At 52.0% G+C, this 14273-nt stretch carries 12 protein-coding genes and 1 tRNA gene; 2 read left to right on the top strand and 11 right to left on the bottom strand.

Going from position 1 to position 14273, the window contains the following annotated elements:
• Nucleotides 1-79: 79 nt before the first annotated feature.
• The 8 genes from AC0VXT_RS00715 to AC0VXT_RS00680 form a co-directional block, all read right to left on the bottom strand.
• Nucleotides 80-643, bottom strand: coding sequence for an RNA polymerase sigma factor (locus AC0VXT_RS00715; RefSeq protein ID WP_475547096.1), 564 nt, complete (start codon nucleotides 641-643; stop codon nucleotides 80-82).
• 160 nt (nucleotides 644-803) lie between these two features.
• A tRNA-Gly gene (locus AC0VXT_RS00710) sits at nucleotides 804-877 on the bottom strand.
• 92 nt (nucleotides 878-969) lie between these two features.
• A complete protein-coding gene (locus AC0VXT_RS00705) occupies nucleotides 970-2127 on the bottom strand; it encodes a PQQ-dependent sugar dehydrogenase (protein WP_475547095.1) in 1158 nt (385 codons plus the stop codon).
• A 63-nt stretch (nucleotides 2128-2190) separates the two neighbouring features.
• Nucleotides 2191-2622: a xanthine phosphoribosyltransferase gene (gene gpt, locus AC0VXT_RS00700; protein ID WP_051146046.1), complete on the bottom strand. Its 432-nt coding sequence runs from the start codon at nucleotides 2620-2622 to the stop codon at nucleotides 2191-2193.
• Between the two features lie 304 nt (nucleotides 2623-2926).
• Nucleotides 2927-4744, bottom strand: coding sequence for a CHASE2 domain-containing protein (locus AC0VXT_RS00695; protein ID WP_475547094.1), 1818 nt, complete (start codon nucleotides 4742-4744; stop codon nucleotides 2927-2929).
• On the bottom strand, nucleotides 4745-6217 hold the full coding sequence (locus AC0VXT_RS00690; protein WP_475547093.1) for a M48 family metalloprotease: 1473 nt from the start codon (nucleotides 6215-6217) through the stop codon (nucleotides 4745-4747).
• A 2-nt stretch (nucleotides 6218-6219) separates the two neighbouring features.
• Nucleotides 6220-6630 (bottom strand): hypothetical protein, encoded by a 411-nt coding sequence (locus AC0VXT_RS00685; protein WP_475547092.1) that lies wholly within the window; start codon nucleotides 6628-6630, stop codon nucleotides 6220-6222.
• Nucleotides 6631-6801: 171 nt separating this feature from the next.
• Entirely contained in the window at nucleotides 6802-8394 is a 1593-nt protein-coding gene (locus tag AC0VXT_RS00680; protein ID WP_475547091.1) for a tetratricopeptide repeat protein, read from the bottom strand.
• Nucleotides 8395-8852: 458 nt separating this feature from the next.
• On the opposite strand from AC0VXT_RS00680, the gene AC0VXT_RS00675 reads away from it, so the two are divergent.
• The gene (locus AC0VXT_RS00675; protein ID WP_475547090.1) at nucleotides 8853-10511 is read left to right on the top strand and encodes a methyl-accepting chemotaxis protein; all 1659 of its coding nucleotides are present in this window, start codon (nucleotides 8853-8855) and stop codon (nucleotides 10509-10511) included.
• A gap of 120 nt (nucleotides 10512-10631) precedes the next feature.
• Here AC0VXT_RS00675 and AC0VXT_RS00670 read toward each other — a convergent pair whose 3' ends face one another.
• Genes AC0VXT_RS00670 through ubiE form a run of 3 tightly spaced genes read right to left on the bottom strand, consistent with a single transcriptional unit; the run spans nucleotide 10632 to nucleotide 13445 of the window.
• Complete coding sequence (locus tag AC0VXT_RS00670; protein ID WP_475547089.1) at nucleotides 10632-11072, bottom strand: GNAT family N-acetyltransferase; 441 nt, start codon at nucleotides 11070-11072, stop codon at nucleotides 10632-10634.
• A gap of 23 nt (nucleotides 11073-11095) precedes the next feature.
• Entirely contained in the window at nucleotides 11096-12658 is a 1563-nt protein-coding gene (ubiB, locus tag AC0VXT_RS00665) for a 2-polyprenylphenol 6-hydroxylase (RefSeq protein ID WP_475547088.1), read from the bottom strand.
• 13 nt (nucleotides 12659-12671) lie between these two features.
• Nucleotides 12672-13445: a bifunctional demethylmenaquinone methyltransferase/2-methoxy-6-polyprenyl-1,4-benzoquinol methylase UbiE gene (gene ubiE / locus AC0VXT_RS00660; protein ID WP_101301703.1), complete on the bottom strand. Its 774-nt coding sequence runs from the start codon at nucleotides 13443-13445 to the stop codon at nucleotides 12672-12674.
• A 154-nt stretch (nucleotides 13446-13599) separates the two neighbouring features.
• Between ubiE and AC0VXT_RS00655 the strand changes: the two genes are divergently transcribed.
• Nucleotides 13600-14244 carry a phosphoribosylanthranilate isomerase gene (locus AC0VXT_RS00655; RefSeq protein WP_102784533.1) on the top strand — a complete coding sequence of 215 codons (645 nt, stop codon included), beginning with the start codon at nucleotides 13600-13602 and terminating at the stop codon, nucleotides 14242-14244.
• The last annotated feature ends 29 nt before the right edge of the window (nucleotides 14245-14273 follow it).

Below are 14273 nucleotides of genomic sequence, written 5' to 3'. Positions count from 1 at the left end.
GCACGGGGATATAACGGACCAGACATAGGTCCGTTGAAACCTGACAAACTGGCCCGTCTGGACAATCGAAAATACACTTTCACTTACCCGAGTGTGCTTTTTGAAGACTACGACGACATTCCAACATCGCCCTGCGAATATGGTTTTCAACCGTTTTCACAGATACATCAAGTTTTTCAGAAATCTCGCGCATTGAAAGTTCTTCACCGCGATACATCAAGAAAACCTGACGACATTTTGTCGGAAGGGTCTCAACCGTTTGCGAAATGATTCGCAGCTCCTGATGGGCCGCTGCAACGTCTTCTTGTGATGGGCCCTGGTCAATTTCAATAATGCCAGGCCCGTTTTCTTCATCCGATGACCATGCCGGATGATAGAACAACCGCCCCGTTGGTTCTGGAGCATTGTGGCTTCGGCGATAATGATCGGTCAGCAGATTACGTGCGATACGAAAAACATACGCACGCGGGTTTTCCGGAATTCGCACAGGCGCGCTTTTGGCCCGGACCCAAGTCTCTTGCACAATTTCTTCGGCCACAGCTTCGGAATAGCAGCGTTTTCCTATAAACGTTAGCAATTCGTCATAATATTCCTCAACGACGGCTTCCAAGCTTGCTGAAACCTGCCCGGCTGATTCTGACACGATGATTCCCCGTTTGAGGCTGCCGATGGAAATTTCGTTTGCCCAACAGCTTCAAGCGCTCTCATACACGACTTTGATAATCATTCGCAAATACTTTATAGATACATGCGCTGCCGACACATATATCGGTCATGGTCTATTATGATTTTTAAGGAAGGCTTGGAGCGGGTGAAGGGAATCGAACCCTCGTATGCAGCTTGGGAAGCTGCCGTTCTACCATTGAACTACACCCGCTTGAGCGGGGCGTTTTATAGCCGTCTTTGTCGGGCGATGCAAGAACATCGCATCCAGCCCAATCAATTAATTTACGGGGCGTGGCGCCATGATTACCCTTCAGGCATCATTCGCCAGATCGCACCTGTATGATCGTCCGAGATCAGGATCGATCCGTCCACATAATGCTTCACATCCACCGGACGGCCGACAACTTCACCGTTGCTGCGTAAGAACCCACTTAAAAACGGATTCTCGACGCTTGGTTTGCCATTGCGAAACTCAACCCGAACGACCTTATACCCATCTGGAATGGTCCGGTTCCAAGAACCATGCAGCGCCACAAGCGCATCACCATCGTCAAACGCAAAGCCAAGTGGCGCATTATGGGCGTTAAAGGTAAATGCCGGAAAGGTAACCTCGTGCGGCACCGCCTCATCGTCAAATTGCGGGCTTCTTGTGTCACTGCCCGCATACCACGGATACCCAAAAAACTCCCCCGGCCCCTTAGCACGATTAAGCTCTTCTCGCGGGATGTCGTCCCCTAGCCGATCCCCACCATTATCGGTGAACCAAAGGTCACCTGTATCGGGATGGAACGTCAAACCAACCGAATTTCGAATGCCGCTTGCATAGACTTGCGGCGCACCACCATTCACTGGAATGGAAATAATTGTGCCTTCAAGGCCACTGACCTTGCAGATATTACAAGGTGCGCCAACCGCGACAAACAAACGATCCCCATCAGGTGACAGTGCGGCATAACGCCAACCGTGATGGCTTTTATCCGGAAGATTGGTAAATAAAAGACGCGGACGACTAAGCTTTTTGCCATCAAACCCACTGAGATCATAAGACACAATTCGGTGCTGATCGGCTACAAACAGAGTACCTGGCCAATAGGCAATGCCGTTGGCCTGTTTGAAATCATCCGCAATCAGATTGACCTCTTCACCAATCCCATCCTCATCTGCATCGCGCACGAAATACAGGTTGGAACCACGGGTGCCGACAAAAACACCTCCCAGTTCCGGTGCCACGGCCATTGTGCGCGCGTTACGCACTTCGGCAAACACCGACAATCGATATCCGGCCTCACCGGACAAAAGTGACTGTGTCCGGGCAACCCGTTCCGATACCTGCTGTGCGAATGATCCGGTGGTTGCAAGTCCCGCGATACCGAAGACCAGAACGCCAAAACACAAACGCCCGGCCCACCGGGCCGCAAGACGGGCATGACGATGGAAGACCGGGCGTAATTCTGTGCGCATCCTGTATTCTCCTTGTCTGGGCCAACCAGCTACAAGGTAATACGGATACCTTTCAAAAGCCGATTAGCGGGCGCGTTCGGAAATCGGGGCGTTAACCGACAATTCCATATCCCACGGGAAGTAAATCCACGTATCCTGGGATACTTCCGTCACAAAGCTGTCGACGACTTCACGGCCAAGCGGCTTGGCATAAACAGTTGCGAAATGCGCTTTGGGCAGTTTTTCGCGAACAGCTTTGGCGGTTTTGCCGGTATCGACAAGATCATCAATGATCAGCATATCGGTACCGTCACCGTCGATGCCCTTAAGCCATTCCAGATCACCGCGGCTCTTGTCAGAGTAACTGCGAATACAAACGGTATCAATCAAGCGAATATCAAGTTCGCGTGCGATAATCGCGGCGGGTACCAGACCACCACGGGTAATCGCAATAATGCCCTTATACGGGCCCTGTTCCAAAAGACGCCACGCCAAGGCACGTGCGTCTCTATGCATCTGTTCCCAGGAAACCGGGAAACCTTTGTTATAAGCTTCGCTCACAAGAATTCTCCTGCGCCAGATCTGTTGGCCAAAACGGGTTTATTCAGATCGTAATCGATGACACACCATTAAGGTCTGCTATCTACAAAATTAAGGCGCTTACCTACGCTTTGTCTGCGATGTTGGCAAGGGGCGCGGCAACGCAATGCGATTTTCGCGTTACTCCACCAACATCATGCTTTCAGCGAACAATCAAACTATATCTTGCTTTTCAATACGTTGATCCGTCTTCTCTGTTTGGGGAACCTGGAGTTAGAAGCTAGGCTTCATCGGCAAACAATGAACGCACGAAAGGTATGTAACTCAACATCCCAAGACCAATGACGGCCATCCAGTTTACCGGCGCAATCGCAAGAACCCAAAACTCGATAACAATTGCACCAAAAGTGACAATCACAACGCTTACAATCAAGTCGAGCACGCAAATCCCAAACATGAACCAGTTTCGTGCCAGTTGTCTGCTTTCACGATCAAAGCCGGTTGAACTTGAATTATTACCGGTCCACCAAACACAAACAGCCCCCGGTATGCTGGGAAGAAACCGTACCATCCGTATCAGAGCCGCGAACTTGCTTGCGCACATGCCAACAACATACTCGCACAATCCGCATTCCTTCTCCGTCACCGGCTTTGCGTGGGGAATAGCAGGAAAACTCTTTCGCGCAATCCACCCCAAACCAAAGCGCAGCGTAAGAATGACAACCAAGGTGGCAATTTCAATTAGATCGGCGTTCAACCAGTTGCTGAACGTTGAACGGTCGGAAAGATAACCTTCCCCGTTACTCAAAAGGTTTTCCAGCGCCATGGCATGAATGAAGACACCGGGAATATCCACATCGATTGTCGGAGGCCTTACAATATCTTGAAATCCTTGCAGGTTCTGCCCATACATGACGATTTGATCTTTGAAATTATCAACCCATCGCCCTGCACTTGGCGTTTCGCGGAAAACCTGCTCCGCAGAAATTGTCTGAAACGGTGCGCACTTTACTTCGGGCTGCTGGGTTATCCCAAACAACGCCAACAGATTGCGTATGCTGCGCATAACAGCACTTTGCTCAGTATCCTGCGAACACTCATAAGGTCGAACAACATTGCCGTGCTGGTCATATGCCTTGGTCCAGCTTGTATAATCGGCCTGCTTGTCCGGCCATGACAGCCACATCGGCCGTCCCCTCACGTCCTGTTTCCAGGTTAGCCATTCCGCCTTGTCATCCTTGGAGGGCATAAGAAGGCTCTCATCGCATGTCCAACCGCGTTCAAGTGACCCGGCGCGCTCGGCCTTTGAACAGAGGTGTTGATAAATTGTTGGTGCGGCTGCGGTGATTTCGGCGACATCGCACCCGCGTAAATTCCCGTTACCGGTGCTGCGCATCCGTGCATCATCGCAAAGGGGTAAATTGGCAACATCGGATGCCCCATAAGAATCATCGGCATTACGCAATTCTGGAAACATCGGATATGTCAAAGCACGAATATCTGCACGCCCGCGTGCATCCCCCCACCCCGCCACCAGCGTTACATAAGGTGCCAGTTCGGACAAAACTGCGTGATGTTGATAAAAATTAAGGGCTCCGGCCTGAAGATATACCGGAATTCCCATCATCTGATACATCTGCAACGTATTGACCAGCATCATCAAGCTGTCATCACGCACGTAACGTTCCGGCAACCATTCACCTGGCTCACCGCCGGTTGGGGGTGCCTCTGTACGCCGGTCACGAAATGTAAAATCGATGAAGACCGCTTTTGGCGCCGCTGTCAGCAACTTGCGCAAAACTTCTGCGTGCAAGCCGTAAACTGCAGGCCAGCTTGATTTCAGCCCCGCCAGCGATTCATCATCCAGCAAGACAACACCGATATCATCTGTACTCTTGCCGCGATAAATCGGCCCGCCGACTGTCTTGCCAAATACCGCATAACTGTAATCGTCAACCGCATTGGCGATCGAGTCCGGTTCAACACACAGGACAGCAACGGCAATCAGGACGTTGATAACACCCCACCAGAATGGTCTCAGTCGTAAAACTTTTACCGCCCTCTCTTCGGCGGCACCGGGATCCGATTCCTCTACCATTTACATGCTGGACATTTGTATTGTGGATTCTTGTCCCGCACACAAGGCACGCTGCTGCGGATAGCGCGCAACACAGCCGATCAGAAGCTCGTTCTCACGCGTTTTATTGCCACTGGCTTTAACAATCGGATACAGGAAACGGTATGCCTCAAGTGGCCACTCATAGTAAGTAGCGACCTGTTCAACGCGCTGATACGCCGATTTCACATCGCCAAGCGATTTCATGATCTCTGCCCGTTTCATTTCAACCGGCAATGCCAGCACGTCATCTTCGCCATCAATCAAGTCGATATTCTGAAGAGCTTTTTTCAGATTCCCTTGGCGTTCCCTTACCTTGGCGAAGGCCCAGCGTGTATAGGGGTGATTTTCCGTATCTCCGCCAACCGCTTTCCTAGCCTCAGCCTCCAGTGCACGGAAATCAATCTCACGATCATCTTGCTGCAAAGTTTGAATGATCTCGCTCGCAATACGGTAATTGTCCAGCGCCGTTTTGTTTTGTTCAATAACACTATCAAATGGTTCCTTGTGAATCATCCGGCTGGTACGTTCGGGCATATATTCGCGCATTCCATAAGCAAAAATCTCTTCGGCCCTTTCTGAGGCGTCATCGTGTTTTGCTGACAGTTGCTGCTGAACTGTGCTTACGGCTTCGCCAAACTCTGACAAAAACTGGTTCAGAAGCACATTGTCCTGCCCCTTGGGCTGGAACTGTGCTTGAAGAAAAAGCTCAAGCTGGTTTCTTGTAAGCTGATAACGCGTGTCAAAGTTTTCTTCGGCTTCTTGCGCAACTTCGAAGTAACCCGAAGCACCTTTTGGCTGGTATCCAGCCCTTACCATCAGATCAAGCCCAAGATAATCCGCTTCACGTTCCTGGCTACGATCCCAGTTTGGCAGGAGCAAATCACGCAGGATCAAATCACTGCCATACATCTGACCTGCTTTGCGCAGGAGGTCACTCTGGCTACCTGAATTTCCCAGTGCAACATCCGCGGCCGTCAAAAGATAGGGGCGCAGCACCGAAAACAGGTTTTCCGGCGTATGCTGTAACAATACGTGGCTGTATTCATGCGCAACCAGAAAGGCGAGTTCATCTTCACTCCGCAAATAGTCAAATGCGGAGTGGTACAGGAACAAAACTCCCTCTCGTGCGGCACGCGCACCCGGCCCTGAATTGCCGATAAGCATGATTTCGGCTTTTGGCGAACCCGCCGGTGCAACTGCAACAATCCTGTCAAGAACCTCTTGGGCATAGTCCTGCAAGTCGGTAATCGGTGCCGTGCCGATTGATTGGCGCATCACTTCGGATTTTGCAGCATGAATTTCATCTGCCGTGTAAATACGTGTTTTGGCAAACTCTACCTGATCAATAAACTTCCCGTTCTCTGGTACCGAAGTTGTAACAAACGGTATGTCCTTGACACACCCCGCCAACATCAAGGCACCAACCAGCACGATAAAACCAAATTTTTTCACAATCAATTCCCCTTAGCCGCAATGCAGTCAGCGCCTGCACCACGTGTCCCCTTACCGCCAAGTGCGCCTATTTCTCCACCGCAAACAACCGGCCTGCGTGCAATTTCCTTACCCTCAACCACAATCATATCGTCAGGAATCCAGTACACGTCCTGCTCATCCAGAAAGCGGATTTGGTAGGCCCCGAAATTTTTATCATCATGGGAATAAAAAACGATCTGATCAGGGAAATCTTTCCCCATGACCATGCGCTCACACGTGCGACCTTCACCGCCGGAATCACACATTGCGACCGGGAAATCAGGATGCACAACCTTTACACCACGAATTTCCAAACCCTGCGCCGCAAGTTGTTCCCCCCCAAACACCGACAAGAACGCGACAAGAAGGCTTAGTTTGAATGCATTCCCCAACCCCGAAATTCCCTAATTAGCATTCCAAGATAGTTATACTACTTAAGGCATCATGCATTTTCGAAAACCATTATGTAACTACTCAATAGAGTAAACAACCTAACCTTTCAGGTAGTTACAGCATTCAAAGTAGTGGGAAATCGCCTGTGCCCGCACGGCAATCAGATAACATCAGTCTTGCTGATCAACCTTCGTGCTGCCAAGACGCGCCTGCAATAACGTGGAAAAATCAGCTGACAATTTTTCCACTGGCGTAGACCAATCTGCGGGCTTTTGTTGGCGATAAATGCGCATGGACGGGTACCAAGGGCTATCGGCACGATCAACCATCCACCGCCAATCCGTTGTGTAAAGTTGCAACATCCAGACCGGAATCCCCATCGCCCCCGCCAAATGGGCCGGTGAACTGTCGATACTGATGATCAGGTCCATCGCCTGCATCAAGGCAGCACTGTCGCCGAAATCATGGATGTGATCGCCAAGGTCAGTGACAAAGGCCGTGACGCCGATTTTTTCAATATCCGCGCGGCGATCATCGACTTGAAAACTGTAAAACGCGGCACCTTTGGCCGACAGGATAGGAAGCAGCGTATCAAGCGGGCAGGAACGGTCACGCGGATTAAGCTTGCCCGCCCAAATCAACCCGACCTTAAGCACCGTGCTCGTCGGGGGGGCCAAACGCACTTTCTTTCCTTTGGGCGGAGACAGATACGGATCAGCAGAAATCTTTTTCAGGTCGGCTTCGCCAATGCCCAAAACATGTGGGAGGCTCAGCAGTGGCACATGCAGATCAAATTCCGGTAATGCACGCCCCTTTTCAACCACGGCTCCAACCCCTGATACGGTGCGCATGATCGGCATCAGTTCCTTACGGCACTCGACAATGATATGCGCCGCCCGTTTGGCAACCAACGGAATGAACCGGGCAAACTGGATCATGTCACCAAACCCCTGCTCGGCACGCAGCAACAACCGCTTACCCCGCAAATCGCCTTTGCCATCCCATTCTGGCGCACTGTCGAGCGGACGGATAGGATTGTCGGCAAGTTGGCGGCGGGTTTCATACCCCGCCCATCCCTTGGCGTAATCCCCCAACGCCAGATGTGCGAGCGCACTGTCCCAATTGGCATCGACATACTCCGGGTCCATCGCCAATGCACGGTTGAAGTAGCCAAGTGCTTCTGAAAACTTGTTCAAATCACGATATACAAGACCAGTATTAAACGTATGCGACTTGATTGTATCATCAAGCTCAATCGCCTTTTTATGGGCGGCGAGTGCTTCGTCAAAGCGCATCATTTCACGCAGGCAGTTGCCCATATTCGACCATAGCCCGGCATTTTCCGGACGCAGGTCCGCCGCCCGGCGATAAGCAATCAGGGCCGCTGCAAACCGTTTGCTCCGTCGCAGGGCCACACCAAGGTTATTCCAAACGTCCGGCTGGTCGGGGTTCTGACGCAAGGCTGCGCTGTAAAGACGGATGGCATCATCAATTTGACCAGCCTGATGCGCCGCAAGCCCACGTTGGAACAGATCATTCACAACACGACGCTTTTGTACCAACGCCGTTTCAGGGTCGGTCTTCTTGCCGTCTTGCACCGCCTTTTGCACGGTCTGAACATCGGGGACCGGTGACAGCGTGGTCTGAACCAACGCGATTTCTTCTGATACTGTTTTTTTCGGTTGTGCCGGTTTCCGACTGGTCGGGCTTTTCGACGTTTTCTTAGTCGCCCGTTTCTTTGTGGTTGTACTGGTTTTAGCCATCTACGTTCCCCCGCCCCAGATCATGACCAATCTGGACCCATTGCTTTTGCACAAGCAAGCCTCGCTTAAGGTGCCGCCAATTCACATCAAACCGAGTTGACAGCCCCGTACATATGAGCACCCTAGTATATTTTACCAAAAAATACCGCCTGATTGAGTGGATTTATCCAATTGAATTCCCCCAAACCGAATTATCGCCAAAACCATCGATTATTGTTTCGATAATGTGATCCTTTGGAGTAGCTTTTTCATTAAGAACAACCGTTGCACGAGAACGTGTGACGCCTTCCTGCCCCGCGGCAGGCAACAAAAAAGTCGATTGGTTCAGTGGGTGCAAGCCTGAACAACAATTGGCCACAAAACCGATCAGCAAGAACAGTCGTCACCGGAAACGACACAGCTGACCGGGTATTTGGGGAAACTGGGTGTAAATGGCTTCAAAGGACGGGAGACCTTAAATGGCCGAACTAAAAAGATCCGGCACATCTGTCGGACGTAAAGTTATTCTCGTTATTGTTGCATTGCTGGTCGTCGGATTTGGCGCAATGATGACCATTCAGACCGTGTCACAGCGCAATGCCATGATTGAGATCATGTACAATGAATCGGTCGAAAAAACCGAAATGCTGTCGACCGCCGTTCAGCCCGGATTTATCGCGATGGATGGGGCATCCGTCGAAAAAGAATTTCGCAAGATCACCGATAAGGAAGGTTCACAGCTGGCAACACTGTCTGCGATCAATCCCAATGGCGATGCAATCGGTAGCTACCAGTCCGAAACCCTTCCCAAACATGACCTGACTGCTTTGATCGAACCTTATCTTGAGCAAATCGAGAACAAGGAAGTCATCAGCTTTATTTCTGACGACGCTGTCATCGTCGCATCCCCGATCACAAAATATTCCAAACGTCGCGACGCTGACATGTATCGTGGCATGCTGGTCACGGCCTGGAACCTTGATCGCGTCAATGCCGAGGTCAAACAGGCCGTCATTGTCCAACTGGCCCTTGCCACCGCCATCCTGATTGTCCTTCTGGGCGTCACATGGTTCGTTTTGCGCCAACAGATTTTGATCCCGATGGTGAAGATCAATGGCGCGATGGCGGCCCTTGCCGACGGCAACCTTGATATCAATGTTCCGGGCAGTCGCCGAAACGATGAAATCGGTCAGATGGCCTCATCTGTCGAAATCTTTAAGGAAAATGCCAAACGCGTTGCCCAACTTGATCATGAGCGCGAAGAAGAACGTGCCAAATCAGAAGCCAACCGTCGGGACGCCATGGCGGGCCTTGCCGGACGGTTCGAACAAACCGTCATGGGGGTTGTTGACGGTGTTTCGGGTGCTTCGGGTGAAATGCAACAAGTTGCTCAAACCATGGTTGCGGCCGTTCAACAAAACGAAGCCGGATCACAGGCCGTTGTTGCCGCGGTTGAACAAGCCAATCACAGCGTTGAAACTGTGGCCAGTGCGGCCGAACAACTTGCGATGTCCATTCGCGACATCAGCGCACGGGTGAATGAAACATCCAACATCACGGCAAACGCCAGCACCGAAGCCAACCGCGTGAACCAAATGGTGCAGGGACTTGATGTTTCGGCACAGAAAGTCGGTGAAGTCGTCCAAATCATTCAGGCCATCGCCGAACAAACCAACCTTCTGGCCCTGAATGCAACGATTGAAGCCGCACGTGCCGGTGATGCTGGCAAGGGCTTTGCTGTGGTCGCCAACGAAGTCAAAAACCTTGCCAACCAGACTGCGCGCGCGACCGAGGATATCTCGGCACAGATTTCCGGCATTCAGGGATCAACACAGGACGCCGTCGGTGCCATTGATGGCATCACCAGCATCATTTCCAACTTAAACGAAATCGCAACCGAAGTTGCGGCGGCTGTGCAAGAACAAGGTCAGGCAACCACCGAGATTTCAAACTCGGTTCAGCAGGCTGTTCAAAGCACGCAGGAAGTCACCAACCATATCCACGAGATGCAAGCTGCCGCCCGTCAAACCGGGGAGGCAGCACATCAGGTGCTTGGCGCGTCTGATAAGCTCAACACCCAATCGGGCACACTGCGCGACGAAGTTGGCAACTTCCTTGCCGAGGTTCGCGAAAGCTAACCAAATATCTGCATTAAAAAGAAACCGCCGCCCGGCTTGTCCGTGGCGGCGGTTTCTTTTGTGTTCTGCGTATTCTTGGGGCTGATGACATTCCAGCCAAGCCATTCCTGTCCGCCCCTGCTATCGCAGGGGTTTTCGGCTTTTAGCCCCTTCATCAACCCGCATCATCATAAGGTCATCAAGGTCTTCATACCCATGCTGTCGATACAACGGCTGCATATCATGGGTCGCCAGAAGCCAACGTTTGACCCGCGCCAAATCAGGGTGCGCATGCAAGGCATCAATCATCTTTGCCGCAATGCCCCGCCGACGGTAATCGGGATCAACAAAAACGTCCGCGACATAGGCAATCGCGATCAAATCACTGACCACACGGGCAAAACCGACCTGTTTACCGTCGCAATAAGCTCCAACCGGCACCGACATCTCAACGGATTTATTAAACTCGCCGCGTGTGCGTCCACCTCCCCAATAGGAATTGGCGATCACGTCATAGCAATAAGCATGGTCAATACGCGCACGGTCCGTGCTGATTTCCACCGCGCTGTCTTGCTCAGCCATCAGATACGTCCCTGCATTTTGTATTATTTCAGGAAAACTGCCGCACCCAATACGGCAATCGCCACCCAAAGAATTAAGGTATGGCGGGAAAACCCGGTGCTTTTGCCCTGACCATTTGACGCTTTGCCACGCATGGCGGCAATCGTATCAGGATGCAGGCGAAGCCCCTGATCGGTAAAGACCGAAGACGCCTGTTCTGCGGCTTCCAGCACGCGCGGCAATCGACGCAACATCGAGCCTGCCTGTAGGGTCGCTTCCTTGATCTTGGCCTCCGGGCCAAGATTTTCGCGCATCCATTCCTCGATCAATGGCCTCGACAATTCCCACATATTCTCATTCGGGCTAAGAATACGCGAAAGCCCCTCGGCAACGATCATGGTTTTCTGCAGCATCAACAACTGTGGCTGGGTTTCCATGCCAAACTGTTCGGTAACCTGAAACAGTTGCCCCAACAAACGCCCAACCGAAATATCGGCCAGTTCCTTGCCCAAAATCGGCTCACCAATCGAACGACAGGCCTGCTGGAAATTTTCAAGCGACTGGTTGCGCGGAACGTAACCAGCTTCAAAATGGACTTCCGCCACACGATGATAATCGCGAGTCAAAAAGCCCAACAGCATCTCGGCCAGATACAGGCGTGTCTGTTTATCAACCCGACCCATAATGCCGAAATCAACGACGCTGACCTGTCCGGTTTCATCAACAAACAAATTACCCGGATGCATGTCGGCATGGAAGAAACCGTCACGGAATACTTGCTGGAAAAAGGCACCCGCAGCCTTTGCCAACAGGGCCGAACGATCAACGCCCATACGGTCAAGGGCTTCGACATTATCGATCCGAACCCCTTTGACCCGTTCCATGGTCATGACATGTTCGGCGGTCCGTTCCCAATCAATCTGGGGAATGTAATAAGTCGGATCACTGTCGAAATTATCACGAAATTCCGAGGCGGCCGCCGCTTCAAAACGCAGATCCATTTCAAGATGGACGCTGTCTTCCAGCGCCTTGACTGTCTCGATCGGTTTGAGACGACGCAAACGCGGCTGGGTAAGCTCGACAATCTCTGCAACCCAGTAAAACAGATCAAGATCACGGGCAAAGCGCACCTTGATATCCGGGCGCAGAACCTTAACCGCCACTTCGCGCCCATCGGGCGTGGTAGCAAAATGCACCTGCGCAATTGATGCCGCTGCAACCGGCTCATCATCAAACTGATCGAACAAAACATCGAACGGTTCGGCCAGTTGTTCGGTGATGATGCGCTTGGCAATTTTTACTGAAAATGGTGGCAAACGGTCCTGCAAGGAAGATAGATCCGCAGCCACATCATCCCCGATCAGATCGGATCGGGTAGCAAGCGTTTGACCAAGCTTGATAAAGGCCGGACCAAGTTCTTCAAGTGCACGCGCAAGACGGCGTCCCGGCGGCAAATCTGATCGGCGCGAAAAGGGTGCTGTCAGGCGGGCAAAAAAGGCAAGTAGTTTGCCACCCGGGACAAGGGCCAACGGAAACAGCGCATCATGGCGCGCCAAGGTCCGTGCCATGCCAAGCAGGCGAAAACTGTTCCGAACAAACCGGATCATTCGTTACTGTTCCTCAAACCCGCCAGCCGGAATGGATTGCAGCAATCCCGCCCGACAAATTGCGATATTTCACCCGCTCAAACCCGGCATCACGGATCATCGACGCAAAAGTTTCCTGATCGGGGAATTGGCGAATACTTTCGGCAAGATACTGATATGCCTCGCGGTTGCCCGCAATCATCCGACCAATTTCTGGCAGAAGCTTGAACGAGTAGGTATCATAAAGCTTATCAAAGCCCGGCACGACAACCTTGGAAAACTCAAGACACTGAAACTTCCCACCCGGACGCAATACCCGGTAGGCTTCTGAAAGAGCCTCGGTAATGCGGGTCACGTTGCGAATGCCAAAGGCAATTGTATAGGCATCAACCGACTGATCGGGGAGCGGCAATTTTTGCGCGTCACCAACGGTCCAGTTGATGTTCTGCAAGATGCCGTGATCCGCCGCACGGTCGCGTCCGACATGCAACATTTCGTAGTTGATATCACAGACCGTAACCGCCCCGCCGCCGTTTTTAAGGAACCGAAACGCGATATCACCCGTCCCACCGGCCACGTCGAGCAATTTCATGCCCGGACGCGGCTTTAGCTCGTTAATGAATGAATCTTTCCACAGACGGTGAACGCCGCCGCTCATCAGATCGTTCATAAGGTCATATTTGGACGCGACAGTGTCGAAAACCTCGCGCACCATGGATGCCTTCTGGTTTTCAGGAACATCCCGGAAACCAAAGTGGGTTGTGTTTTCGCCGTTTTCGCCCGCGGCAGGGTCTGTATTCTTGCTCATGGGCGGAAAATAGCGCAGCGAAGGCATTCCTGCCAGTGCAAAGCCACGTAAAATTGTAAATATCCTGTTGGACTGCGGTGCTTTCTGCTAATGGAAAGCATGGGTGCCACGATGCCCCCTTATGATTTGCGTGACGACAAGACAGGATGCCCCAATGAGCTGCATGGTGAAAATCTGTGGGATCAACAGCGAAGACGCCCTGATTGCGGCCATGAGTGCCGGGGCAGATGCCTTAGGTTATGTCTTTTTCCCACCAAGCCCGCGGCACATATCGCTCAAAGGGGCCACCACCCTGACCAAACAGGTCCCCAACAGCATCCTCAAAGTCGGTCTGTTTGTTGAAGCCGGTGACGAAGCCCTGCAAACCGCGATTGAGGCCGGCAATCTTGACGTCATTCAACTGCACGGCAAAGAAAGCCCGGAACGCGTGACCGAAGTCAAACAGCGCTTTGGCCTGAAAGTCATGAAGGCAATCTCGGTCAGCACCGCAGACGACATCGACAAAGCCCAGTCTGACTATGACGGCATTGCTGATTTCCTGTTGTTTGACGCCAAACCACCCAAGGACAGCGTCCTTCCGGGCGGCAATGCGGTGTCTTTTGACTGGACGTTGTTAACCGGACGCCATTTCAAAAGCGACTGGATGCTGGCCGGTGGCCTTAACCCCGATAATGTTGCCGAGGCCATCAAAATTTCCGGCGCACCATGGGCGGATGTTTCATCAGGTGTCGAAAAGACAAAGGGTGTGAAGGATGCACGTAAGATTGCTGACTTCATTCATGCGGCCAAGGGCTACTAACCCCTTGGGGTCTATGCTTAACCTTTTCT

This window comes from Thalassospira sp. Z349TD_5 (assembly GCF_056173045.1).
This window is presented reverse-complemented; position numbering and strand designations above follow the sequence as displayed.